The sequence below is a fragment of the Achromobacter xylosoxidans genome, assembly GCF_001457475.1.
In the GTDB taxonomy this organism is placed as follows: domain Bacteria; phylum Pseudomonadota; class Gammaproteobacteria; order Burkholderiales; family Burkholderiaceae_B; genus Achromobacter; species Achromobacter xylosoxidans.
The window spans coordinates 206195-229698 of record NZ_LN831029.1; the positions used below are offsets into that span (position 1 = coordinate 206195).

Genomic DNA, 23504 nt, shown 5'->3' on the forward strand with positions numbered 1-23504 from the left:
AGGGCGCGCCGGGCCGAGGCGGATCGGACGGAATCCTACTGATTGCGCTGGTTCAGCGCCTTGATCAGGCCGTCGATGCCGTTCTGGTTGATCTGCTGGGCGAACTGGTTGCGGTAGTTCTCGATCAGCCAGATGCCTTCGACGTTCATGTCGTAGATCTTCCAGCCCTGGGGCGTTTTTTCCAGGCGGTAGTCGACACCCGTGGGTTGGCCGTTGGCCTGGCTGATGAGCGTGCGCACGACCACGTCGTCGGCCTTGGGGTCGCCGCGGAACGGCAGCGCCGTGACCTTGGTGCCGGACGTGACGCGGGTCAGCGCGCCGCTGTAGGTGCGCACCAGGGTGCCGCGGAAGGCGTCGGCCAGGGCGGTCTTCTGTTGCTCCGTGGCCTGGCGCCAGTAGCGGCCGGCGGCCAGGCGCGTGGTCTTCTGGAAGTTGACGTACGGCAGGATGTGCTCGTTGACGACCTGGTTGATGCGCGCGGTGTTGCCGGCCTTGACGGCGCCGTCGGCCTTCAGGACGTCCAGCGCTTCGTTGGCCGCGCCCAGCACGAACTGGTCAGGCGCGCCGTGCGCGTCCGGTTGCGCCTGGGCGGCGGCTGATGCCGCCAGGCCCAGCAGGCCGGAGAAGGCGACGCGCCGGAGCAGGGAAAAAAAGGAAAACCGCATGAAAACTCCTTGCTGTACTGATAACGCAATCCAACAGCTTACTTGGTTGCGGGAACCGGCGCTGGCGCCGCGGCGCCCTTGTCCTTGCTGGCGGCGCCTTCGTCCTCGTCGTCTTCGTAGTTCGGCAGGCTGGATTCGTCGTCCACGCGCTGGCCGGCCACCATGGCGGCGCGCCGCTGCAGGTAGGCGTCGCGCACGAAGCTGTACGGATCGAGCGCCACGCGGTCGACCGTGTCGGTGGCGTTGAGCAGGCTGGCGCGCGTATCGACCACTTCCAGGCCCCACAGCGAATTGCGCAGCGCCACGTTGTCGATGGCGCTCACGCCCATGTAGCCGTGCATGCGGCCCTGCCAGTCGCCGACCAGGCCGACGCCGTCGCGCACGCTGGCCGAACCGAAGAACGGCAGCACCAGGTACGGACCCTGGCCGAAGCCCCACACGCCCAGCGTGGTGCCGAAGTCGTTGGGGATCTTGCGCGCGCCGTTGGCCGAGGCGACGTCGAAGCAGCCGCCCACGCCCATGGTGGTGTTGAACAGGAAGCGGCCGAGCGTGTTGACGAAGTCGTGGCCGCGGCCCTGCAGGAAGCTGTTGGTGCCCGACCAGAGGTCGCCGACGTTGCTGAAGATGTTGTGCACGCAGCTGCGCACCGGCTCCGGCGTGACGTAGGTGTAGGCCTGCGCCACCGGCTTGAAGACGGCGCGGTCGACGGTGTCGTTGAACTTGTAGACGCCGCGGTTGAAGCCTTCCCAGGGATCGCGCGGATCCGGCTGCTGCGGCGCGGCGCAACCGGCCATCAGTGCGCCGGCGGCGGCGACGGTGGCGATTCGGGAAAGAGCTTTCTTGTTCATGATCAGGGCATCCCTATCAACAGATATCTATTCTTATTGCAGCGTGCGCCGCGCGCGGATGTGGCCGCGCGTGACGGATCCTCTTTAATTCGGGGCTTTCGCTTCCGGCGAGCCACCCGCGTTCGAGCCTTCCTTCTCGGCCGTGCCGTACAGGAACTTGCTGATCAGCTGTTCCAGCACGACGGCGCTTTGGGTATAGCGGATTTTCCCGCCGTCGGCAAAGTTGTCCTCTTCGCTGCCCGGGGTCAGGCCCAGGTACTGTTCACCCAGCAGGCCGGACGTCAGGATGGCCGCGGACGAGTCCTTGGGGAACTGGTAGGCGGTTTCCAGGTTCATCGACACGACGGCCTGGAAAGTCTTATCGTCAAAGGAGATTCCGGCGACCCGGCCCACCACCACACCGGCGCTTTTCACGGGGGCGCGCACCTTGAGGCCGCCTACGTTATCGAAATTGGCCGTCAGCGTATAGGTGGGGGCAAAAGAAAAGGTGCTCAAGTTGCCGGCGCGCAACGCCAGGAACGCCAGCGCGGCCGCGCCCAGCAAGACGAACAGGCCTACCCAGAAATCGGTTTTTTCGCGAGACATGATCGATCCGTAATCAGTTTCCAAACATCAAGGCGGTCAGCAGGAAGTCCAGCCCCAGCACCGCCAGCGACCCCACCACGACCGTGCGGGTGGTGGCGCGGGCGACGCCTTCCGGGGTGGGCTTGGCCTGCCAGCCTTCGTAAAGCGCCACCAGCGTCACCGTGACGCCGAATACCAGGCTCTTGATGACGCCGTTGACGACGTCGTTCCAGACGTCCACGCCGCCCTGCATCTGCGACCAGAAGGCGCCGGCGTCGACGCCGATCATCAGCACCCCGACCACCCAGCCGCCCAGGATGCCCACCATGGAGAACACGGCGGCCAGGATCGGCATGGCGATGATGCCGCCCCACAGGCGCGGCACCAGCACCCGGCGCATCGGGTCGACCGCCATCACTTCCATGGCCGACAGTTGTTCGCCGGCCTTCATCAGGCCGATCTCGGCGGTCAGCGAGGTGCCGGCGCGGCCGGCGAACAGCAGCGCGGTCACCACCGGGCCCAGCTCACGCACCAGCGACAGCGCCACCAGCAGGCCGAGCGATTCCTCGGCGCCGTAGCGGTTCAGCGTGTAGTAGCCCTGCAGGCCCAGCACGAAGCCCACGAACATGCCGGACACGGCGATGATCAGCAGCGAGTAGTTGCCGATGAAATGAATTTGCTGCGACACCAGCCGCGGCCGCGACAGCGCGATGCCGCTGCGCGCCAGCATGGCGCCGAAGAAACGGGTGAAGAAGCCGACGCCGGCGATGCGGGTGCGCACCCAGCCGCCCAGCGCGCCGATGGCGTTGTTGGATCCGCTCATGCCTTGCGCCCTTGTTGTTGCGAAAGCCACTTCTGGAAAGCCGGCGTTTCGGGGTACTGGAACGCGACCGGGCCGTCGGGTTCGCCCTTCAGGAATTGCTGCACGTAGGGGTCCGGCGAGGCCGACAGGCTGTCGGGGCTGCCGGCCGCCTTGAGCTGGCCCTGGCCGACCAGGTACACCTGGTCGGCGATCGCGAACGATTCGTGCACGTCGTGGGTGATCAGCACCGAGGCGCAGCCCAGGCGGTCGGCCAGGCTGCGGATCAGGCGGGCGGTGATGCCCAGCGAGATCGGGTCGAGGCCGGCGAAGGGTTCGTCGTACAGGATCAGTTCGGGTTCCAGCACCACCGCGCGGGCCAGCGCCACCCGGCGGGCCATGCCGCCGGAGATTTCGGCCACCTTCAGGTGGGCGGCGGCGCGCAGGCCGACGGCGTCGAGCTTGTCCAGCACGCGGGCGGTGATCTCGGGTTCGGCCAGCCGGGTGTGCTCGCGCAGCGGGAAGGCGACGTTCTCGAACACGTTCAGGTCGGTGAACAGCGCGCCCTGCTGGAACAGCACGCCCATGCGCTTGCGCAGCGACTGCAGTTCGGCCCGAGTGGCCCGGGCGATGTCCTGGCCGAACGCCAGCACGGTGCCTTGTTGCGCGACGAGCTGGCCGGTGGCCGCCCGCAGCAGCGTGGTTTTGCCGGAGCCGGAGCCGCCCATGATGGCGACCACCTGGCCCGAGCGCACTTCCATGGAAATGCCGCGCAAGACGGTGAAATCACCGTAGCCTAGCGCCACATCCTGCAGGCGCAGGGCGAATTCCGGGGTGCTGCGGGTTTGATCGGGCATGGGCAACAAGCGGGTGTTTCGGTGGCGGATGCCCTGCCGCCGCGCTCATGCGCGGGCGGGGAGCCGGCCGGCGCGAGCGAGGCGGGCTGCGTCGGGAAGCGCCCTGTTACTCATATGCCGGGGACGGGGAAAGTCCGGTCGCACCCGGCGGCGAGGGGCCATTGTAGCCCGACGAATTGTCACCGCAGTGGGATATGACTGTCCGTGGAACAGTGTTTTCGCCCACGGGAACAATCCGGGGACGCTTTGGCGCGTCCTCGGATTGCGCCCGGCGTTCGGACGGCGTCAGCCGCGACCGCGGGCGGCGGCGGTCTCGCGCGCCAGCCGCGCCACCAGCGCGGCCGTGCTTTCGCGCCGGGCGAGGGGCGCGCCCTGGCCCGCCCACAGCGACAGCACGGCGATATTGCCGGCCTTGCCGCCGGCCGTGCGCATGGGACGCGTCAGCGCGTTCTGCAACGGGTACGGCAGGATGTCGTCCGATAGTTCGTCGGCGTCGCGCATGAAGGAATTGACGATGCCGCGCGCCGGCCGTCCGGAAAACGCCCGGGTGACGCGCGACTGTTCCGACCGGGAGGCCGGCAGCACCGCCTTGTAGGCGTCGCCGATCCCCGCTTCGTCGGTGGTCAGGAAGGCTGTCCCCATTTGTGCGGCGCTGGCGCCCAGGGCCAGCGCGGCGGCGATGCCGCGCCCGTCCATGATGCCGCCGGAGGCGATCACCGGGATCGACACCGCGTCGGCCACCTGCGGCACCAGCGCCATGGTGCCGATCAGCGAATGCTCGAAATCGTCCAGGAAGGTGCCGCGGTGCCCGCCCGCCTCGGCGCCCTGGGCCACGACGGCATCCACCCCGTCCTGTTCCAGGGCCACGGCCTCGCGCACGGTGGTGGCGGTGCCGACCGTCAGGATGCCCAGTTCGCGGCAGCGCGCCAGGGCGTCGGCCGGCATGCGGCCGAAGGTGAAGCTGAAGACCGCGGGCCGCAGGCGCAGCACCGCCTCGATCTGGCCGGGCAGCGGATCGGGCTGCGGCCCGGGCGCCACGGGCGCCGGCAGGCCCAGTTGGGCGTGGTAGCGCGCCAGCAGGTCCAGCATGCGGCTGGCATCGCCATCGAAGGGTTGCTCGGGCACGGAGGCGAACAGGTTGATGGCGAATGGCCGGTCGGTGCGTTCGCGGATGGCGCCGGCGGCCGCCTCGATCTGTTCCGGGCTCAGGTAGGCCGCCCCGAGCGACCCCAGGACGCCCGCCTTCGAGGCCTCCGACACCAGCTCCACCGTCGTCGCGCCGCCGGCCATGGGCGCCTGGATGACGGGGTGGTCGAGCTTGAGCAGGTCGAGAAGGCGGGATGTCATGGGAATACTCCTGGTTGGCTTACTGGAGCTGGATGTTTCCAGCCTTGATGACTTGCGCCCACTTGGCCGTTTCGCTCTTGATGAACGCGCCGAATTCCTCGGGCGTGCCGCCGCCGGCCTGGCTGCCGGTGTCGGCAATGGCCTTCTGCACGTCGGGTTCCTTCAGGATGCGGTTGAACTCGGCATTGAGCTTGGCGATGATGGGCGCGGGGGTGCCGGCGGGGGCGACGATGCCCTGCCAGTTGTACGACTCGAAGCCCGGCAGGCCGGATTCGGCCATGGTCGGCACGTCCGGCAGCACCGCGAGGCGCTGGGCGGAGGTCACCGCGATCGGGTGGATCTTCTGGCCCTGGATGGCCGGCAGCGCCGAGTAGCCCATCTCGAACATCATCGAGATATGGCCGCCCATCAGGTCGGTCGCGGCCAGGCTGCCGCCCTTGTAGGGCACGTGCACGATGTCGATCTTGGCCTGCTCGCGGAACATCTCGCCGGACAGGTGGTGCGCGCCGCCCACGCCCGACGAGCCGAACGACAGCTTGCCCGGCTGCTTCTTGGCCATGGCGATCAGGTCGGCCAGGGTCTTGACCGGCAGTTCGTTGTTCACGCTCAGCACCAGCGGGCTGTTCTCGATCAGGATGACCGGCGCCAGGTCCTTCTGCGGGTTGTACGGCATGTCCTTCATCAGCGACGGGTTGACCGCCATCGGCGCCAGGTTGCCCGTGCCGATGGTGTAGCCGTCGGGCGCCGCCTTGGCGATCAGGTTGGTGCCGACCACGCCGCCCGCGCCCGCCTTGTTCTCGACCACGATCGGCTGGCCCAGCGATTCGCCCAGCTTGCGCGCCAGCAGGCGCACGCGGGTATCGGCAAAGCCGCCCGGCGCGTAGGGCACGATCATGGTGATGGGCTTGGCGGGCCAGTCGGTGGCCTGGGCGTGGGCGGTACCGCCCAGGGAGGCAAAGGCGGCCAGGGCGGCGACCAGGGGACGTAGCGATTTCATGCTGGGTGACTCCTCATTCTTGATGTGACGGTTCCTGGGAACCGATCGCATTATGCCCAGCGTTCGTGCCCGCGGTGCTGATTTTTCCCAAGCGCCAGGCCGACAGCGCCAGCAGCGCCGCGCCTGCCGCCAGCACCTGCGGCAGCGTCGCGCCCCAGCGCGCGGCGCCGGAAGCCAGCAGCGGCCCCACGATCTGGCCTGCGGCGAAGGCCGAGGTCATGACGGCCGCGGCGCGTGGCGCGGCACTGCCGGCCAGCCGCTGCGCCACCAGCATGCCCGACTGCGTGATGACCATGAACGTGCCACCGACCAGCAGCGCGGCGACGATGACCGCGGCGATGTCGTGCCACAGCGCCACCGCCAGCATGCCCAGCGCCATCAGCGCCTGCGCGCCGCGCCACACCGTCTTGTCGTCGCGTGCCTGCGCCACGCGCGGGGCCAGCAGGCACGACAGCGCCGCCGCCAGGCCGAATAGCGGCCAGGCCCAGCCGAACACCGCCGGATCGGGGATGATCTCGCGCGCCATGGCGGGCAGGAACGTGGCCGGGATGATGTAGCCCGCGCCGAAAATGCCATAGTGCAGCGCCAGCCGGCCGATGCCGGGCGGCAGGCGGCCGGGCGCGGGCGCCGAGGCCAGGTGGCGGGCCGGCCCGGGGCGATTCAGCCCCGGCCAGGCCAGTACCGCCAGCGCCAGGGTCAGCGCGCCCAGCGCGGTCCAGTTGGCATTGGCGTCCGCGCCCGCGGCCATCAATACCAGGCACGCCAGCCCGGTCAGCGCGATGCCGGCGCCGACGCCCGCGTAGGTAATGGCCGACACCGCCGGCGCGCGGGGATCGCCCGGTCCGACGGCGCGTGAAGCGGCCACGCAGATGAAGGCGCTGGCGCTGCCGTACCCCGCCGCCAGCCGCAGCAGGCTCCAGGCCAGGACGCCGTGGAACCACGGCATCGCCAGCGTCAGCAGCGCCACGGCGAGCAGGCTCACGGCCAGCATGGCGCGCGGATGGCGCGGTGGCCGCAGGGCCGCGGCCAACGCGCCAAGCAGGTAGCCGGCGTAATTGGCCGAGGCCAGCCAACTGCCCTGCGCCAGCGACAGCCCGGCCTCCTGCGCCATCAACGGCCACACGGGCGTGAAGGCGAAGCGGCCGATGCCCATCGCCGCGGCCAGCGCCAGCGCGGCCGGCAGGGCCAGGCCGAGGGCGCCGCGGGGACGGGCGGTATCGGGGTGGGTGGCTATTGACATGGCTCCCACTCTACGGCTGTACTAATATCTTGAATAGTGAATTATTAAGAATATGAGTTCTTGAAATGAGAAACTTGGATCTCGACGCGCTGCAGATCTTCAAGGCGGTGGCGGACCATGGCGGCGTGGCGCGCGCGGCGGTCCACCTGAACCGGGTGCAGTCCAATGTCTCGACGCGCCTGAAGCAGCTGGAAGCCACGCTGGAGGCGCCGTTGTTCCGGCGCCAGAACCGCCGCCTGGTGCTGTCCGAGCAGGGACGCGTGCTGTTGTCGTATGCGGACCGGTTGCTGCGCCTGTCGGCCGAGGCCCAGGCGGCCGTGCGCGATGGCGCGCCGCAAGGCCTGCTGCGCATCGGCACCATGGAAAGCACGGCCGCGGCGCGGCTGCCGCCGATCCTGGCGGCGTATCACGCGGCCTGGCCGCAGGTGCGCATCGAACTGGTGACGGGCACGTCCGGCGCGCTGGCCGCCAAAGTGCGCAACTATGAGATCGAGGCCGCTTTCGTGGCGCAGCCTTTCGAGGCCCAGGGGCTGGCGCAGCAGCCGGCGTTCGACGAAGAGCTGGCGCTGATCTCGCCGCTGGCCTGGCCGGAAATCCACGGCCCCAAGGACGTCGGCGATCGCAGCGTCATTGCGTTCGCGGCGGGCTGTTCGTACCGCCGCATCCTGGAGGCCTGGTTCGGCCAGGAAGGCGTGGCCCCGGACAAGGTGATGGAATTCGCGTCGTACCACGCCATCGTCGCGTGCGTGGCCGCGGGGTCGGGCGTGGCGATCGTGCCGCGTTCGGTGCTGGCGCTGCTGGGGGCGGAGCCGTCGTTGCGCGTGACGCCGCTGTCCGGCAAGCATGGCCGGGCGCAGACGCGGTTGGTCTGGCGCGCGGACGACGAAACGCCTGCATTGCAGGCGTTGCAGCAGCTACTGGCGCAGCGGCGCCAGTAGCCGGTGGCGCGGCAAGATCAGAAGCGGTAGCCGACGCCCAGCGTGGCGACCCAGGGATTGATGCGCGCGGTGCCGATGTGTTCGCCGTTCAGCTTCACCTTGGACTTGATGTCGATGTAGCGGATGTCGGCGTTCATGAACCAGCGTTCGCTGATCTTGATGTCCGCGCCCAGTTGCGCGGCCACGCCCCAGGAATCGCCCAGCTTCAGGTCGGAACCCTTGAGCGCGCCTTCGGCCTTGGTGTCGAAGAACTTGGTGTAGTTGATGCCGACGCCGATGTAGGGCTGGACCATGCTGTCGGGCAGGATGTGCCATTGCAGGCTGAGCGTGGGCGGCAATTGCTTGCTGGAGCCGATCTTGCCCAGGCCGCTGCCGCGCACGTCGTGCTCGAAGGGCCAGGCGCCCAGCAGTTCGATGCCGATGTTGCGCGTGGCCATGTACGCCAGCGTGAAGCTGGGACGCACGTTGTTGTTGACGTCGAGCTTGACGCTGCCATCGAGCACGGAGCCGTTGTTGGACGAGGGGCGAACCTGCGTCGCGCCGACGCGGAACAGGATGTCGCCGGCTTCGTGGGCCTGCGCGGGGGCGGCAAGCATCAGGGTGGCGCCGCAGGCCGAGGCCAGGGCAAGAGCGCGGGTGCGCCGATACATCGCGAACATTTCCTCTCTCCGTGTATTGCGTGAATGTAGGCATTCAGGTTCGCAGAGGCGGGAAAAGCCGGTCTTGACGTGTATCAAGCCGCGACACGGCGCGTGGTTGCAGCGCCACAGTTACGCGTCAATCGGACTCAACGCAAGGTATCGGTGCCACGCGGCACCGCATAGGCGTGGCGGAAATAGTCGCGCACCGCGCGCATCGGACCCGTGATGTCCGCGCCCTTGCGCCACGCCAACCCCACGTTCATCGGCGGGATCGGATCCTTCAACTGGATGGTCTCGATGCGGCGCCCTTCCAGCGACCACGGGCGATAGACCATGTCCGACAGCACCGCCACGCCGCCGCCATTGGCCACCATGCTGCGCACCGCCTCCACCGACGAGGTGCGCAGGCGCACGTCGGGGCGGAATGGCGTTTCGCTCCAGTAGCGCAGCGCGGTGTGCGCGGCCTCGTCGACCGTGAGCATGATGAACGGCTCGTGCGCCACGTCTTCCAGCGTGACGGTATCGCGCGCCAGCAGCGGATGACGCGCCGGCACCCACAGGCGCCGCGGCGAACCGAAGAAGTGTTCGACCGCCAGTTCCGGGTTCACCACGTTCGAGGTCAGCAGCACCGCCATGTCGTAGCGGTGCGCGATCAGGCCTTCCTCGATGGCGTTGCGGTTGAGCTCGTGCAGCTGGATGTCCAGGTTGGGATAGAGCTGCGACAGGCGCTGCAGGTGGTAGGGCAGGAAGTAGCCGATCACGGTGTACGACGCCGCCAGCAGCAGGCGGCCGCTCTCTCGCCCGTCGGCGCTGGGCATGCGCAGCGCCTCGTCGACCGACGACAGAATGTTGTAGGCATGGTTGAGAAAGCCGCGTCCGGTTTCGGTCAGCGCCACGCCGCTGGCGCTGCGCTGGAACAGCGGCGAGCCGACGATCTCTTCGAGTTCACGGATGGCGGTGGTGACCGCCGACTGCGAGATCGCCAACTGGATCGCCGCCTGCGAGATCTGTCCGAGTTCGGCGGCCGCGACGAAATATTTGAGCTGCCGGAGGGTGAGCGACATGGCGGCAATATCTGATTAATTGATAGTAAGCCACCAGAATATCTGTTTATCCGCGCCATCGGGGTGCGCGAAATCTCAGGGAAATCCCTGAAATTTCATGGGAATTCAGCAACCGCCCTGATTTGGTGCGCAATGCGGGGCATCAAAAATTCAGATAACCATTGATCCAAAAAAAGAACTTTTTATCCCTTGGACGCTTCGCTACTGTGCAGGCATTGCGCGGGCCACCGGCCCGCGAATGGAAGGAGATCCTGTTTCATGAGCAAGGCGACGATAGACCTGAACTCCGACATGGGCGAAGGCTTTGGTTCCTGGAAAATCGGCGATGACGTGGACGACGCCATCATGCCGCTGATCAGCTCGGCCAACATCGCCACCGGCTTTCATGCCGGCGACCCCAACATCATGAACCGCACCGTGGTCATGGCGCGCGAGCACGGCATCGGCATCGGCGCCCATCCCGGCTTTCGCGACCTGGTCGGCTTCGGCCGCCGCGACCTGAACGAGAACGCCGAAGGCCTGGTCAACGACATCGTCTACCAGGTCGGCGCGCTGCGCGAATTCGCCCGCCTCTATGGCCTGCGGCTGCAGCACGTCAAGCCGCATGGCGCGCTGTACATGCGCGCCGCGCGCGACGAAACCCTGTCGCGCCGGCTGGTGCAGACGTTGCGCGACCTGGAGCCGACGCTGATGCTGTACTGCATGGAGAACTCGCTGACCTGCAAGGTGGCGCGCGAGTTGGGTCTGCCGGTGGTGCGCGAGTTCTACGCCGACCGCGACTACGACGCCAGCGGCTCGATCGTGTTCACGCGCTACACCCAGGCGCTGGATCCGGAGCAGGTGGCCGACAAGGTGCTGCGGGCGTGTACCGACGGCAAGGTGCGCACCGTCGACGGCCGCGACATCCCGATCGGCTTCGATTCCGTCTGCATCCACAGCGATACGCCCGGCGCGCTCGGCCTGGTGCAGGCCACCCGCGCCCGCCTGGAGGCGCACGGCATCCGCATCGCGCCGCCGCAGTTGTCCTGATCCGCCCATCATTCCCATACATTCCAAGGAGAAAACCCCATGTCGCAGCAAGAGATCCAGAGCCCCCTGCCCGGCACCTTCTACCGTCGTCCCAGTCCTGATGCGGCGCCGTTCGTCGAAGTGGGCGCCACCATCCAGCCCGGCGACGTGGTCGGCATCGTTGAAGTGATGAAGCAGTTCAACCAGATCGAGGCCGAGGTCGGCGGCGTGGTCGCCGAGATCCTGGTGGCCGATGGCGACCCGGTCGAACCCGGCCAGGCCCTGCTGCGGATCGAGGGCTGAGGCATGGGCGTGCATTCCTTCTACCGGCCGCGCCGCATCCACACCCTGCTGGTCGCCAACCGCGGCGAGATCGCGCTGCGCGTGATCCGCGCCGCGCGCGAGCTGGGCATGCGCACGGTGGCGGTCTACAGCGACGCCGATCGCGACGCCCTGGCGGTGCGCCTGGCGGACTCGGCGGTGCATATCGGTCCGGCCCACGCCACCCGCAGCTATCTCAATGCCGACGCCCTGTTGGCGGCGGCGCGCGACAGCGGCGCCGACGCGATCCATCCCGGCTATGGCTTCCTGGCCGAGAACGCCGACTTCTCGCAGGCCGTGACCGACGCCGGCCTGGTGTTCGTCGGACCCGACGCCCACACCATCCGCAGCATGGGCGACAAGGCCGCGGCGCGCGCCTGCGCCAAGGCGGCGGGCGTGCCCACCGTGCCGGGCAGCGAGGGCGTGGTCGGGTCGCTGGACGAGGCCCTGAGCCACGCGGCGCAGATCGGCTATCCGTTGATGATCAAGGCGTCCGCCGGCGGCGGCGGCCGTGGCATCCGCGTGGCGGCCGACGAAGCGCAGTTGCGCGAGGCCATCCCGATGGCGCAGGCCGAGGCGCGCGCCGCATTCGGCGACGGCGGCGTCTACCTGGAACGCTACCTGCCGCGCGCCCGCCATATCGAGGTGCAGGTATTGGGCGACGGCGAACGCGCGGTGCATTTGTTCGAGCGCGAGTGCTCGCTGCAGCGCCGCCGCCAGAAGGTGTTCGAGGAAGCGCCGTCACCGGCGCTGAGCCCCGCGCTACGCCAGGCGCTGTGCGAATCCGCGCTGCGCCTGACCGAATCGGTGGGCTATCGCGGCGCCGGCACGCTGGAATACCTGTACGACGAGACCCGCGGCGAGTTCTACTTCATCGAGATGAACACGCGCATCCAGGTCGAACATCCGATCACCGAGGCGATCACCGGCATCGACCTGGTGCGCGAGATGCTGCGCATCGCCGACGGCGAACCGCTGCGCTTGAAGCAATCCGACATCGTCATGCGCGGCGCCGCGATCGAGTGCCGCCTGAACGCCGAAGATCCGGCGCGCAACTTCGCGCCCGGTCCCGGCACCGTGTCGCACGTACGCTGGCCGGCCGGGCCAGGCGTGCGCATCGACTCGATGGTGTATGCCGGCAGCGTGGTGCCGCCCTACTACGATTCGCTGCTGGCCAAGCTGATCGTGTGGGACGAGGGCCGCGACGCCGCGCTGGCGCGCATGGCGCGCGCGCTGGACGAAACCGAATTCGAAGGCGTGCCGTCGACGCTGGCCCTGCATCGCGCCCTGGTGGCCGACGCGGGCGTGCTGGCGGGCGACTATCACACCAACTATCTGGAAAGCTGGATGCAGCGGCGGGAGGGGACCCAATGACGGTGCGCTACACCCATGGCGGCGATGAATTCATCTTCGCCGAGATCAGCGAATCGATGTCGCTGGCCGCGTTCTTCAAGGGCATGGCGATCACGCGTGCGCTGCGCGAACGCGCCGTGCCCGGCGTCACCGAGATCTGCCCGGCCAACGCCTCGTACCAGATCCGCTACGACCCCGAGCAGGTCGCGCCCGAATCCATGCTGGCCATCCTGCGCGAGATCGAGGCCGGCATCGACCTGGACAACCTGCGGCTCGACACCCGCGTCATCGAGGTGCCGGTGCTCTACAACGATCCCTGGACCCACGAGACGCTGATGCGCTTTCGCGAGCGCCACCAGGACCCGGAATCGACCGACCTGGAATACGCCGCGCGCATCAACGGCTTTGCCGATACCGATGCATTCATCGCCGCGCATTCCAGCGCGCCGTGGTTCGTGTCGATGGTCGGCTTCGTGGCCGGGCTGCCGTTCATGTTCCAGATGGTCGAGCGCGAACGCCAGCTCGAAGTGCCCAAGTACCTGCGGCCGCGCACCGACACGCCCAAGCACACGGTGGGACATGGCGGTTGCTTCGCCTGCATCTATTCCGTGCGCGGCGCGGGCGGCTACCAGATGTTTGGCGTGACGCCCGCGCCGATCTTCGAGCCCGCGCAGCGCCAGGCGCACCTGCGCGACTCGATGGTGTTCTTCCGTCCCGGGGACATCGTCAAGTTCAAGCCGATCAGCCGCGCCGAGTACGACGCCGCGGTGGCCGAGGTCGAGGCCGGCACCTTCCAGCTCGACATCCGTCCCGTGTCGTTCTCGCTGTCCGAATTCATGGCGGCGCCCGAACAGTACAACGCCCGCCTTCTGGAGACGCTCCATGTCGCATGACGAACCGCTCATCGAAGTAATCAAGCCCGGGCTGGCGACGTCGGTCCAGGATCGTGGCCGCCAGGGCTACTACCACCTGGGCATTCCGCCCTCGGGCGCGCTGGACCAGTACGCGCTGGCCGCCGCCAATCTGCTGGTGGGCAATCCCGAGGACGCGGCGGTGCTGGAATGCACGCTGATGGGCCCCGAATTGCGCTTCACCCGCGCCGCGGTGATCGCCGTCACCGGCGCCGCCATGACGCCCAAGATCGATGGCCAGGCGCAGGCCTGCAACACCGCGCTGGCGGTGCCGGCCGGCGCCCGGCTGTCGTTCGATTTCGTGCAGGCCGGCGCGCGCGCCTGCCTGGCGATCGCCGGCGGCATCGACGTGCCCGAGGTGCTGGGCAGCCGCTCGACCTACACGCTGGGCGCCATTGGCGGCTTCGACGGCCGCCGCCTGCAGGCCGGCGACCGCCTGCGCGTGGGCGCGCCGCGCCCGGGGACGCGGGTCGGCCGTGCGCTGCCGCCGGAACTCGCCAGCCAATGCCCGAAGGAGCAGGTGCTGCGCGTGGTGCCGGGCCTGTACGACCATCGCCTGATGCCGGAATCGGCCGCCTCGTTCTACGAGGACGCCTGGAGCGTGACCTCGGAGGCCGACCGCATCGGCTACCGCTACAAGAAAGGCCGCGCCCTGAAGTTCCAGCCGCGCGAGCAACCGTTCGGCGCGGGCGCCGATCCGTCCAACATCGTCGACGCCTGCTACCCGATCGGATCGATCCAGGTGCCGGCCGGGGTCGAGCCCATCATCCTGCACCGCGACGCCGTGTCCGGCGGCGGCTACGCCATGATCGGCACCGTGATCAGCGCCGACCTCGACAAGGTCGGCCAGATGCAGCCCAACCAGCAGGCGCGCTTCGAGCGGGTCACGCTGGAGACGGCCTTGCAGGCCCGCAAGGACTACCGCGCCCGCCTCGAGCGGCTGCGCGCCGCCCTGGGCTGATCCGCGCCGCGCTTTCCCCTTGATTGCTGCTTTCCCTCCGGCCCGTTCCGACGGGCCGGACGGGCGCGTTCGCGCCTGTGCATTCGAGTTTCACACGCTGCATGCCGTACCCGTCCGCATTCCGCGGTTCTTCAGCACGTCAGGAGAGCCTCCATGGCCAACCTTGCTTCCAGCTCCACGTCCTCCGACCGGGACACTTCCCTCGCCACCGTGGCCGATGCCGACCGCATGGGCCGATTCCCGCTCACCATGGCCTGGTGGGCCGTGTGCAGCGCAATTTTCTACATCGTGGTCGGCGCCACGCTGGCGCTCAACTACGGCGCCCGCAACGCCATCATCGGCATGGTGCTGTCGGTGATTTCCTATGGCCTGATCAACGCCGTGATCTCGCGCTACGCCATCCGCACCGGCCAATCGGTGGCGCTGTTCTCGCGCGCGGTGTTCGGCACCTCGGGCGCGGCGTTGGCTACCCTGATCTTCTTCGCCACCGCCATCTACTACGCCGTGTTCGAGGGCTCGGTGATGGCGGTCGCCGCGCACCACATGTTCCCGTCCGTGCCCTATTGGGCCTTCGCGCTGCTGGTGGTCGTCTACAGCGTGCTGCTGATCTTCGGCAGCGTGCAGCGCTGGCTCGACAAGTTCAACGGCGTGCTGTTGCCGTTCTACCTGGGCGGCCTGCTGCTGGCCGTGGCGCTGGCCACGCGCGAATACGGCTACAGCGACGCCTGGCTGGCGTTCGGCCCGGCCGGCGGGCCGGTCGCGGGCGGCTGGTGGGATGCCTATGTGTACTACATGGGCGTCTGGATCCTGATGATGTTCACCTTCGACTACGCGCGCTTCGGCCGCCGCGAGGACGCGCGCTACCACGGCCGCTACAACTTCGGCATGCCGTTCTACCTGGTCACCTTCCTGCTCAACGGCGTGGCCGGAATCTACCTGGTTGCGATCATTCCCGGCGACGGCGCCTTGAGCGAGGTGTCGGTGGTGCTGGCGCTGCTCAAGCTGATGGGCCTGGGCGGCCTGTTCTTCGTGTGGGTGACGCAGACCCGCATCAACACCGCCAACTACTACCTGGCCACCATCAACATGCAGGCCTTCTTCGCGCGCTTCGGCCTGGGCCGCTGGCCGAAGGCGGCATGGGCGGTGGTGGTGGGCCTGGTGTCGTACGCGCTGATGCTGTTCGACGTGTTCGCCTATCTGCTGCAGGCGCTGGCCTACCAGGGCATCTTCGTGGTGGCGTGGGTCGCGGTGGCGCTGGTGCACATCCTGGCGGTGGGCGAGACCGCGCCGGCGCCGGGCGGCGGCAGCGCCTACAACCGGCGCGGGCTGGGCGCCTGGTTCGCGGGCGCGGCCAGCGGGCTGGTGCTGATGCACATGAGCGGCCTGGCCGCGAGCTTCGCCGCGCCGGCCAGTTTCGTGGTGGCGGCCGCGACCTACTGGCTGGGACAGGCGGCGGTATCGGGCCCGCGCATGCAGCGCGGCGGTGCCTAGGGCGTACCGCGTTCAAAGGCGCGTGGCCCCGGGTCGTCGGCGACCCGGCGCGACAAGAAGCAAAACGGCCGGCTCCCGCAAGGAAGCCGGCCATTGCCGTCTGGCGGGCGCCGGTCAGCGCGGCAGTTCGGAACTGCCCATCAGGTAGGCATCGACCGAGCGGGCGCACTGGCGGCCTTCGCGGATGGCCCAGACCACCAGCGACTGGCCGCGGCGCATGTCGCCGGCGGTGAAGACCTTTTCAACGTTGGTGCGGTAGTCGTCGGTGTTGGCGCGCACGTTGCCGCGCGCGTCGCGGTCCACGCCGAAGGCGTCCAGCACGGTCTGCACCGGCGACACGAAGCCCATGGCCAGCAGCACCAGGTCGGCCTTGATCTCGAATTCCGAGCCTTCGACCTCACGCATTTTCATCTGGCCCGTCGACTCGTCCTTGAACCACTCGACACGCGAGCCGACCAGTTTTTCGACCTTGCCGTTGCTGCCCTTGAGCAGCTTGGTGGTCACCGACCAGTCGCGTTGGCAGCCTTCCTCGTGCGAGGACGAGGTGCGCATCTTCAGCGGCCAGTAGGGCCAGGTCATGGCCTTGTTCTCGGACTCGGGCGGCTGCGGCAGCAGCTCGAACTGCGTGACCGAGGCGGCGCCGTGGCGGTTGCTGGTGCCCACGCAGTCGGAACCGGTGTCGCCGCCGCCGATCACCACCACGTGCTTGCCCTTGGCCAGCGTCTGGTTGGTCAGGCGGTCGCCGGCCACGGCCTTGTTCTGCTGGCGCAGGAAGTCCATGGCGAAGTACACGCCCGACAGCTCGCGGCCCGGCACCGGCAGGTCGCGCGGGGTTTCCGAGCCGCCGCTCATCACCACGGCGTCGAATTCGGCCAGCAGCGATTCCGGCGTGCGCACGGTCAGGCCGTCGGCCACCGGGTCGGACGGGTTGCCGATGTAGGTCGAGGGCGCGAACTCCACGCCTTCGGCTTCCATCTGGGAAATGCGGCGGTCGATCTGGTGCTTTTCCAGCTTGAAGTCGGGAATGCCGTAGCGCAGCAGGCCGCCGATGCGGTCGCTCTTCTCGAACAGCGTGACCGAGTGACCCGCGCGCGCCAACTGCTGCGAGCAGGCCAGGCCGGCCGGGCCGGAGCCCACCACGGCGACCTTCTTGCCGGTCTTGCGCGCCGGCACTTGCGGCGCGACCCAGCCCTCGGCCCAGCCCTTGTCGATGATGGCGTGCTCGATGGACTTGATGCCCACGGCGTCGCTGTTGATGTTCAAGGTACAGGCGGCCTCGCACGGCGCCGGGCAGATGCGGCCGGTGAATTCCGGGAAGTTGTTGGTGGAATGCAGCACATCCAGCGCGCGGCGCCAGTCCTGCTTGTACACCAGGTCATTCCAGTCGGGGATGATGTTGTTGACCGGGCACCCGTTGTTGCAGAACGGGATGCCGCAGTCCATGCAGCGCGCCGCCTGCTGCTTGGCCTGGTCGTCGGTCAGGTGCAGCACGAATTCGCGCCAGTTCTTCAGCCGCTTCTGCGGGGCCTCGGAGGCCTCCTGCAGGCGCTGGTATTCCATAAAGCCGGTAATCTTTCCCATGGTATCCCTCACGCAGCCAGTTGTTGCGGGTTGGCTGCACGCCACATTTCACCCAATGCGCGGCGGTAGTCCGTCGGCATGACCTTTACGAATTTGCCGCGCGAGGCTTCCCAGTCGCCCAGGATCTCGCGGGCGCGGAAGCTGCCGGTGTAGCGGAAGTGGTCTTCCACCAGGCGGCGCAGGATGGCTTCATCCGTTTCGCGTTCGCCGCCGCGCTGCGCGCTGTGCCAGACGTCGATGTTGTTCTGGGCCTGCTGCTCGGCATGCGGCAGCACGGCTTCCAGTTCGACCATCGACAGGTTGGCGCGATGCTTGAGCGTGCGCTCCGGATCCCACACGTACGCCACGCCGCCCGACATGCCGGCGGCGAAGTTGCGGCCGGTGGCGCCCAGCACCACCACGGTGCCGCCCGTCATGTATTCGCAGCCGTGGTCGCCGGTGCCTTCCACGACCGTGGCGGCGCCCGAGTTGCGCACCGCGAAGCGTTCGCCGGCCACGCCGTTGAAGAAGGCTTCGCCGGCCAGCGCGCCGTACAGGACGGTGTTGCCGGCGATGATGTGGTCGGGGCCGAAGCCGCGGAAGTCATTGGGCGAGCGCACGATGATGCGGCCGCCCGACAGGCCCTTGCCGACGTAGTCGTTGCCTTCGCCCACCAGGTCCATGGTGATGCCATGGGCCAGGAAGGCGCCGAAGCTCTGGCCGGCGGTGCCGTTGCACTGGATGTGGATGGTGTCGTCCGGCAGGCCGTCGTGGCCGTAGCGCGCCGCCACCGCGCCGGACAGCATGGCGCCGATGGTGCGGTTGCGGTTGCGCACCGGCACGATGAACGAGACCTTCTCGCCGCGCTCCAGCGCCGGCTTGCTGCGCTCGATCAGCTGGTGGTCCAGCGCGCCGGCCAGGCCGTGGTCCTGCTCTTCGGTCTGGCGCACGTCGGCGTCGGATTGGGTCTGGTGGAACACGCGGGCGAAGTCCAGGCCCTGCGCCTTCCAGTGCTCGACACCCGAGCGCATGTCCAGCAGGTCGGCGCGGCCGATCAGGTCGTCGAACTTGCGGATGCCCAGCTGGGCCATGATCTCGCGCACTTCCTCGGCGATGAAGAAGAAGAAGTTGACGACGTGCTCGGGTTTGCCCTGGAACTTCTTGCGCAGCTCCGGATCCTGCGTGGCCACGCCCACCGGGCAGGTGTTCAGGTGGCACTTGCGCATCATGATGCAGCCTTCCACGACCAGCGGAGCCGTGGCGAAGCCGAATTCATCGGCGCCCAGCAGCGCGCCGATGACGACGTCGCGGCCGGTCTTCATCTGGCCGTCGGCCTGCACGCGGATGCGGCTGCGCAGGCGATTCAGGACCAGCGTCTGCTGGGTTTCGGCCAGGCCGAGTTCCCACGGCGTGCCGACGTGCTTGATGGACGACACCGGCGAGGCGCCCGTGCCGCCGTCATGGCCGGCGATCACGACGTGGTCGGCCTTGGCCTTGGCCACGCCGGCGGCGACCGTGCCGACGCCGACTTCCGACACCAGCTTGACCGAGATCGAGGCCTTGGTGTTGACGTTCTTCAGGTCGTGGATCAGCTGCGCCAGGTCCTCGATCGAGTAGATGTCGTGGTGCGGCGGCGGCGAGATCAGGCCCACGCCCGGCACCGAGTAGCGCAGCTTGGCGATGTACTCGGACACCTTGTGGCCGGGCAGCTGGCCGCCTTCGCCGGGCTTGGCGCCCTGCGCCATCTTGATCTGGATCTGGTCGGCCGATGACAGGTACTCGGCGGTGACGCCGAAGCGGCCGGAGGCGACCTGCTTGATCTTCGAACGCAGCGAATCGCCCTTCTTGAGCGCGACGTCGGCTTCGATGCGGTCGGAGCCGAGCAGCGAGGCCAGCGTGTCGCCGTCCTTGATGGTGCTCTTGCCCTGGCGCATTTCGGCGCGATAGCGCAGCTCGTCCTCGCCGCCTTCGCCGGTGTTGGACTTGCCGCCGATGCGGTTCATGGCCACGGCCAGCACCGAGTGGGCCTCGGTGGAGATCGAGCCGAGCGACATGGCGCCGGTGGCGAAGCGCTTGACGATTTCCTTGGCCGGCTCGACGTCATCGAGCGGAATGGCGCGCGACGGGTCGAAGCGGAACTCGAACAGGCCGCGCAGCGTCATGTGGCGGCGGCTCTGGTCGTTGATGATCTGCGCGTATTCCTTGTACGTGCGGTAGTTGTTGGCGCGCGAGGCGTGCTGCAGCTTGGCGATGGAATCGGGCGTCCACATGTGCTCTTCGCCGCGCACGCGATAGGCGTACTCGCCGCCCGCGTCGAGGTCGTTGGCCAGGACCGGATCGGTGCTGAACGCGGCCCGGTGCTGGCGCAGCGCCTCTTCGGCCACCTGGAAGATGCCGATGCCTTCGATGTTGGAGGCGGTGCCGGTGAAGTACTTGTTCACCAGGCTGCTCTGCAGGCCCACGGCTTCGAAGATCTGGGCGCCGGTGTAGGACATGTAGGTGGAGATGCCCATCTTGGACATCACCTTGTTCAGGCCCTTGCCGATTGCCTTGATGAAGTTCTTGACGGCCTTTTCCGGGTCGCTCATCTTGCCCAGCGATTCCAGCGCCAGGTAGGGATGGATGGCTTCGGCGCCGTAGCCGCCCAGCAGCGCGAAGTGATGCACTTCGCGGGCCGAGCCGGTTTCCACCACCAGGCCGGTGTTGGTGCGCAGGCCGGCGCGGATCAGGTGCTGGTGCACCGCCGAGGTGGCCAGCAGGGCGGGGATGGCCACGCGTTCGCTGTCGACCAGGCGGTCCGACACGATCAGGATGTTGTAGCCGCTCTGCACCGCGTCCACGGCGCGCGCGCACAGCGCGGCCACGCGGGCTTCGATGCCCTCGGGACCCCAGGCGGCCGGGTAGGTGATGTCCAGCTCGAAGCTGCGGAACTTCTTGCCGGTGACCTGCTCGATGTCGCGGATCTGCGCCATGGCGGCGAAGTCCAGCACCGGCTGCGACACTTCCAGGCGCAGCGGCGGATTGACGTTGTTGATGTCCAGCAGATTGGGCTTGGGGCCGATGAACGACACCAGCGACATCACCATCTGCTCGCGGATCGGGTCGATCGGCGGGTTGGTGACCTGGGCGAACAGCTGGCGGAAATAGTTGTAGAACGGCTTGGCGCGGTCGGACAGCACGGCCAGCGGGGCGTCGTTGCCCATCGAGCCGATCACTTCCTCGCCGGTCGAGGCCATGGGCTCGAGGATGAACTTGTAGTCTTCCTGGGTCCAGCCGAAGGCCTGCTGGCGATCCAGCAGCGACACCGACGATTGCGCCGGCACGCCGGCCTGGCGCGGGGCCGGCAGCGATTCCAGCTTGATCTGCAGCCGCTCGATCCACTGGCGGTACGGACGGCTGTTGGCCAGTTGCAGCTTGATCTCGGCGTCGTCGATGATGCGACCTTGCTCCAGGTCGATCAGGAACATCTTGCCCGGCTGCAGGCGCCACTTCTTGATGATGCGGTTTTCCGGGATCGACAGGGTGCCGGCTTCCGAGGCCAGGATGACCATATCGTCGTCGGTCACCAGGTAGCGCGCCGGGCGCAGGCCGTTGCGGTCGAGCGTGGCGCCGATCTGGCGGCCGTCGGTGAAGGCGACCGCGGCGGGGCCGTCCCACGGCTCCATCATGGCGGCGTGGTACTCATAGAAAGCGCGGCGGCTTTCGTCCATCTGCGTGTGCTGTTCCCAGGCTTCCGGGATCATCATCATCATGGCGTGGGCCAGCGAGTAACCCGAGTTCACCAGCAGTTCCAGGCAGTTGTCGAACGTGGCGGTGTCCGACTGGCCTTCGTAGACGATGGGGTAGAGCTTTTTCAGGTCGTCGCCCAGCACGGCCGACTGCATCATGCCTTCGCGGGCGCGCAGCCAGTTGAAGTTGCCCTTGACCGTGTTGATTTCGCCGTTGTGGGCGATCATGCGGTAGGGGTGGGCCAGCGGCCAGGCGGGGAAGGTGTTGGTCGAGAAGCGTTGGTGCACCAGCGCCAGCGCCGACACGGTGCGCGGGTCGGCCAGGTCGCGGTAGTAGCGGCCGACCTGGTCGGCCAGCAGCAGGCCCTTGTAGACCACGGTGCGCACCGAGGCCGAGGGCACGAAATATTCCTTGCCATGCGCCAGGTGCATGTTCTGGATGGCGTGGCTGGCGGTCTTGCGGATCACGTACAGCTTGCGTTCCAGCGCGTCGGGCACCATCACGTCGGCGCCGCGGCCGATGAACAACTGGCGGATCACGGGTTCGCAGTCGCGCACGGTGGGCGACATCGGCATGTCGACGTCCACGGGCACGTTGCGCCAGCCCAGCACGACCTGGCCTTCGGCGCGCACCGAGCGCTCCAGTTCCTGTTCGCAGGCCAGGCGCGAGGCGGTTTCCTTGGGCAGGAACACCATGGCCACGCCGTATTCGCCGGGCGGCGGCAGGGTGATGCCATGCTGGGCGAACTCGTCGCGGTAGAGCGTGTCGGGAATCTGGATCAGGATGCCGGCGCCGTCGCCCATCAGCTTGTCCGCGCCCACCGCGCCGCGGTGATCGAGGTTCTCCAGGATCTTCAGGCCCTGCTGGATGATGGCGTGGCTTTTCTTGCCCTTGATGTGCGCCACGAAGCCCACGCCACAGGCGTCATGTTCGTTCTTGGGGTGGTACAGGCCCTGGGCGGGCGGCAGACCGATGCGGCTGGCATCGATCGGGGTCGCCTTGGGGGTGGGACAGGAATCGTTCGGGGTGGTGTGGGGCATGGCGCGCTCCGCAGTAAAGACTGCGTTCCAATGTTGCAGTGCAGGAACGGACAATACCCCCGTGCGTAGTAGGGTGCAATAAGAATATAAGGGGTGTGACCCTAATTAAAGCAATGCACCGTCGTAGAGCATTAATATGGTGACACATAAAGAGGCGCGTCAAACAAGGCTTCCCAGGGTGCACCTTTCGCAAGGGGTGGCGCCAGGGTGGATTATCCCCTGTTTCCGCGATGGTACGTCCCTGTTTATTGTGATGTTTTTTGGCCGCGCACTGACCGGTGGCGAGCAAGCGCAGGCCGCCGTCGGTCGGTGCGTCCCGAAACGGCCATGAAAAAGCGCCCGAAGGCGCTGTGTCAGGAAGTGGAACCGCCGCCGTTGCCGGAACCCGGTCCGTGGCCGGTGGGAGCCGGCGGCGAGGCCGGTGGCGTGGCCGCGGCCGGGTCGGCATCGACGGCGGCCGGCGCGGCCGGCTTCTTGCGCGGGCGTCCGCGCTGGCCTGGCGCCACGCGGCGGCTGGCGGTATGCGCCAGGCTGGCGATGAAACTCGGGCCGCCCAGCGCCCATTGGCCGGAGACCGCCTGGTCGATGCGCTGGGTTTCCTCGCGCGACAGGCCGTCCTGCAGACGTTTGCGGTAATTGGCCTGGCGGTCGAACGGCGTGTTGCCGCAGGCCCAGTAGTCGGCGTGATCGGACTGCCACTGCGCCGGGGCGGCGGTGGTGTTGCCGGTATGGCTGGAAGCCGACGACCACGGCCAGGAATCGGGATCTTGCGAGGCGCCGCTGCGCACCGGATAGGTTTCCAGCCACACCAGCGCCGGCAGCACCCAGGCGCCGGGCTCGAGCAGGGCCGAGCGGTAGCGGCCGGCGAACACCCGGCCGCCGCGCAGGCGCGCGGCCAGGTTGCGGCCCAGCGTCTGCATCAGGCGCGGCAGGCCTTCCTCGTCGGCGGGCGTGGCCAGCAGCAGGATGCGATCGTTGGCAAGCAGCCAGCCGTGCACCGACACACGATGACGCTGGGCGGATTCGCCCAGCCACGCGGCAAGCTGGTTGAGGATATCGGCCGGGGCGGGCTGGGACGGCGCCGCCAATGGCTGAATGAAGTTGGCCTGCACCAGTTGGGGCAGCCCAGGGGCGTACAGACGGGGCAGACGGGCCATAGTGTCAGGGCTT

20 protein-coding genes are annotated in these 23504 nt (G+C 68.0%); 7 read left to right on the forward strand and 13 right to left on the reverse strand.

The features are described from left to right. Positions 1-35: 35 nt before the first annotated feature. The 8 genes from AT699_RS00995 to AT699_RS01030 form a co-directional block, all read right to left on the reverse strand. Positions 36-665, reverse strand: coding sequence for an MlaC/ttg2D family ABC transporter substrate-binding protein (locus AT699_RS00995; protein ID WP_024067426.1), 630 nt, complete (start codon positions 663-665; stop codon positions 36-38). Between the two features lie 38 nt (positions 666-703). After that, positions 704-1513 (reverse strand): MlaA family lipoprotein, encoded by an 810-nt coding sequence (locus AT699_RS01000; protein ID WP_024067427.1) that lies wholly within the window; start codon positions 1511-1513, stop codon positions 704-706. Between the two features lie 84 nt (positions 1514-1597). Next, on the reverse strand, positions 1598-2098 hold the full coding sequence (gene mlaD / locus AT699_RS01005; RefSeq protein WP_006388067.1) for an outer membrane lipid asymmetry maintenance protein MlaD: 501 nt from the start codon (positions 2096-2098) through the stop codon (positions 1598-1600). A 13-nt stretch (positions 2099-2111) separates the two neighbouring features. After that, the gene (gene mlaE, locus AT699_RS01010; RefSeq protein ID WP_006388068.1) at positions 2112-2900 is read right to left on the reverse strand and encodes a lipid asymmetry maintenance ABC transporter permease subunit MlaE; all 789 of its coding nucleotides are present in this window, start codon (positions 2898-2900) and stop codon (positions 2112-2114) included. Then, positions 2897-3733 (reverse strand): ABC transporter ATP-binding protein, encoded by an 837-nt coding sequence (locus AT699_RS01015; protein WP_006388069.1) that lies wholly within the window; start codon positions 3731-3733, stop codon positions 2897-2899. The genes mlaE and AT699_RS01015 overlap by 4 nt, the downstream gene beginning before the upstream one ends. A gap of 285 nt (positions 3734-4018) precedes the next feature. Continuing rightward, positions 4019-5080, reverse strand: a complete 1062-nt coding sequence (locus AT699_RS01020) for an NAD(P)H-dependent flavin oxidoreductase (protein ID WP_024067428.1) — start codon at positions 5078-5080, stop codon at positions 4019-4021. A gap of 19 nt (positions 5081-5099) precedes the next feature. Continuing rightward, positions 5100-6077, reverse strand: coding sequence for a Bug family tripartite tricarboxylate transporter substrate binding protein (locus AT699_RS01025; RefSeq protein ID WP_006388071.1), 978 nt, complete (start codon positions 6075-6077; stop codon positions 5100-5102). Positions 6078-6090: 13 nt separating this feature from the next. Continuing rightward, a complete protein-coding gene (locus tag AT699_RS01030) occupies positions 6091-7317 on the reverse strand; it encodes a YbfB/YjiJ family MFS transporter (RefSeq protein ID WP_024067429.1) in 1227 nt (408 codons plus the stop codon). A 65-nt stretch (positions 7318-7382) separates the two neighbouring features. On the opposite strand from AT699_RS01030, the gene AT699_RS01035 reads away from it, so the two are divergent. Then, complete coding sequence (locus AT699_RS01035) at positions 7383-8255, forward strand: LysR family transcriptional regulator (RefSeq protein WP_054448905.1); 873 nt, start codon at positions 7383-7385, stop codon at positions 8253-8255. 17 nt (positions 8256-8272) lie between these two features. On the opposite strand, the gene AT699_RS01040 is transcribed toward AT699_RS01035, so the two are convergent. Continuing rightward, complete coding sequence (locus AT699_RS01040) at positions 8273-8914, reverse strand: OmpW/AlkL family protein (RefSeq protein ID WP_006388075.1); 642 nt, start codon at positions 8912-8914, stop codon at positions 8273-8275. A gap of 128 nt (positions 8915-9042) precedes the next feature. After that, positions 9043-9960 (reverse strand): LysR family transcriptional regulator, encoded by a 918-nt coding sequence (locus AT699_RS01045; protein ID WP_006388076.1) that lies wholly within the window; start codon positions 9958-9960, stop codon positions 9043-9045. A 258-nt stretch (positions 9961-10218) separates the two neighbouring features. Here AT699_RS01045 and AT699_RS01050 point away from each other — a divergent pair, with 258 nt between their 5' ends. From AT699_RS01050 to AT699_RS01075, 6 genes are all read left to right on the forward strand, one after another. Beyond that, positions 10219-10989, forward strand: a complete 771-nt coding sequence (locus tag AT699_RS01050) for a 5-oxoprolinase subunit PxpA (protein WP_006388077.1) — start codon at positions 10219-10221, stop codon at positions 10987-10989. A 39-nt stretch (positions 10990-11028) separates the two neighbouring features. Beyond that, positions 11029-11271, forward strand: coding sequence for an acetyl-CoA carboxylase (locus tag AT699_RS01055; protein ID WP_024067431.1), 243 nt, complete (start codon positions 11029-11031; stop codon positions 11269-11271). 3 nt (positions 11272-11274) lie between these two features. Further along, on the forward strand, positions 11275-12663 hold the full coding sequence (locus tag AT699_RS01060) for an acetyl-CoA carboxylase biotin carboxylase subunit (RefSeq protein ID WP_024067432.1): 1389 nt from the start codon (positions 11275-11277) through the stop codon (positions 12661-12663). Beyond that, complete coding sequence (locus tag AT699_RS01065; RefSeq protein ID WP_006388080.1) at positions 12660-13535, forward strand: 5-oxoprolinase subunit B family protein; 876 nt, start codon at positions 12660-12662, stop codon at positions 13533-13535. Before AT699_RS01060 ends, AT699_RS01065 begins: the two co-directional genes overlap by 4 nt. Beyond that, positions 13525-14514 (forward strand): 5-oxoprolinase subunit C family protein, encoded by a 990-nt coding sequence (locus AT699_RS01070; RefSeq protein WP_024067433.1) that lies wholly within the window; start codon positions 13525-13527, stop codon positions 14512-14514. Before AT699_RS01065 ends, AT699_RS01070 begins: the two co-directional genes overlap by 11 nt. Positions 14515-14667: 153 nt before the next feature. Next, positions 14668-16005 (forward strand): purine-cytosine permease family protein, encoded by a 1338-nt coding sequence (locus AT699_RS01075; RefSeq protein WP_024067434.1) that lies wholly within the window; start codon positions 14668-14670, stop codon positions 16003-16005. A gap of 114 nt (positions 16006-16119) precedes the next feature. Here the strand turns inward: AT699_RS01075 and AT699_RS01080 are convergent, their stop codons facing one another. From AT699_RS01080 to AT699_RS01090, 3 genes are all read right to left on the reverse strand, one after another. Beyond that, positions 16120-17586, reverse strand: coding sequence for a glutamate synthase subunit beta (locus tag AT699_RS01080; RefSeq protein ID WP_024067435.1), 1467 nt, complete (start codon positions 17584-17586; stop codon positions 16120-16122). A gap of 8 nt (positions 17587-17594) precedes the next feature. Next, a complete protein-coding gene (locus tag AT699_RS01085; RefSeq protein ID WP_006388084.1) occupies positions 17595-22334 on the reverse strand; it encodes a glutamate synthase-related protein in 4740 nt (1579 codons plus the stop codon). 353 nt (positions 22335-22687) lie between these two features. Then, a complete protein-coding gene (locus tag AT699_RS01090; RefSeq protein WP_049052894.1) occupies positions 22688-23491 on the reverse strand; it encodes a hypothetical protein in 804 nt (267 codons plus the stop codon). Positions 23492-23504: the final 13 nt, after the last annotated feature.

Excerpts from the sequence above, each read along its gene's own strand:
- AT699_RS01065 (WP_006388080.1), top strand. The coding sequence starts at position 12,660 with ATGACGGTGCGCTACACCCATGGCGGCGATGAATTCATCTTCGCCGAG.
- AT699_RS01075 (WP_024067434.1), top strand. The coding sequence starts at position 14,668 with ATGGCCAACCTTGCTTCCAGCTCCACGTCCTCCGACCGGGACACTTCC.
- AT699_RS00995 (WP_024067426.1), bottom strand. The coding sequence starts at position 665 with ATGCGGTTTTCCTTTTTTTCCCTGCTCCGGCGCGTCGCCTTCTCCGGC.
- AT699_RS01060 (WP_024067432.1), top strand. The coding sequence starts at position 11,275 with ATGGGCGTGCATTCCTTCTACCGGCCGCGCCGCATCCACACCCTGCTG.
- mlaE (WP_006388068.1), bottom strand. The coding sequence starts at position 2,900 with ATGAGCGGATCCAACAACGCCATCGGCGCGCTGGGCGGCTGGGTGCGC.
- AT699_RS01055 (WP_024067431.1), top strand. The coding sequence starts at position 11,029 with ATGTCGCAGCAAGAGATCCAGAGCCCCCTGCCCGGCACCTTCTACCGT.
- AT699_RS01050 (WP_006388077.1), top strand. The coding sequence starts at position 10,219 with ATGAGCAAGGCGACGATAGACCTGAACTCCGACATGGGCGAAGGCTTT.
- AT699_RS01080 (WP_024067435.1), bottom strand. The coding sequence starts at position 17,586 with ATGGGAAAGATTACCGGCTTTATGGAATACCAGCGCCTGCAGGAGGCC.
- AT699_RS01045 (WP_006388076.1), bottom strand. The coding sequence starts at position 9,960 with ATGTCGCTCACCCTCCGGCAGCTCAAATATTTCGTCGCGGCCGCCGAA.
- AT699_RS01070 (WP_024067433.1), top strand. The coding sequence starts at position 13,525 with ATGTCGCATGACGAACCGCTCATCGAAGTAATCAAGCCCGGGCTGGCG.
- AT699_RS01020 (WP_024067428.1), bottom strand. The coding sequence starts at position 5,080 with ATGACATCCCGCCTTCTCGACCTGCTCAAGCTCGACCACCCCGTCATC.
- AT699_RS01030 (WP_024067429.1), bottom strand. The coding sequence starts at position 7,317 with ATGTCAATAGCCACCCACCCCGATACCGCCCGTCCCCGCGGCGCCCTC.
- AT699_RS01015 (WP_006388069.1), bottom strand. The coding sequence starts at position 3,733 with ATGCCCGATCAAACCCGCAGCACCCCGGAATTCGCCCTGCGCCTGCAG.
- AT699_RS01090 (WP_049052894.1), bottom strand. The coding sequence starts at position 23,491 with ATGGCCCGTCTGCCCCGTCTGTACGCCCCTGGGCTGCCCCAACTGGTG.
- AT699_RS01035 (WP_054448905.1), top strand. The coding sequence starts at position 7,383 with ATGAGAAACTTGGATCTCGACGCGCTGCAGATCTTCAAGGCGGTGGCG.
- AT699_RS01025 (WP_006388071.1), bottom strand. The coding sequence starts at position 6,077 with ATGAAATCGCTACGTCCCCTGGTCGCCGCCCTGGCCGCCTTTGCCTCC.
- AT699_RS01040 (WP_006388075.1), bottom strand. The coding sequence starts at position 8,914 with ATGTTCGCGATGTATCGGCGCACCCGCGCTCTTGCCCTGGCCTCGGCC.
- AT699_RS01000 (WP_024067427.1), bottom strand. The coding sequence starts at position 1,513 with ATGAACAAGAAAGCTCTTTCCCGAATCGCCACCGTCGCCGCCGCCGGC.
- mlaD (WP_006388067.1), bottom strand. The coding sequence starts at position 2,098 with ATGTCTCGCGAAAAAACCGATTTCTGGGTAGGCCTGTTCGTCTTGCTG.
- AT699_RS01085 (WP_006388084.1), bottom strand. The coding sequence starts at position 22,334 with ATGCCCCACACCACCCCGAACGATTCCTGTCCCACCCCCAAGGCGACC.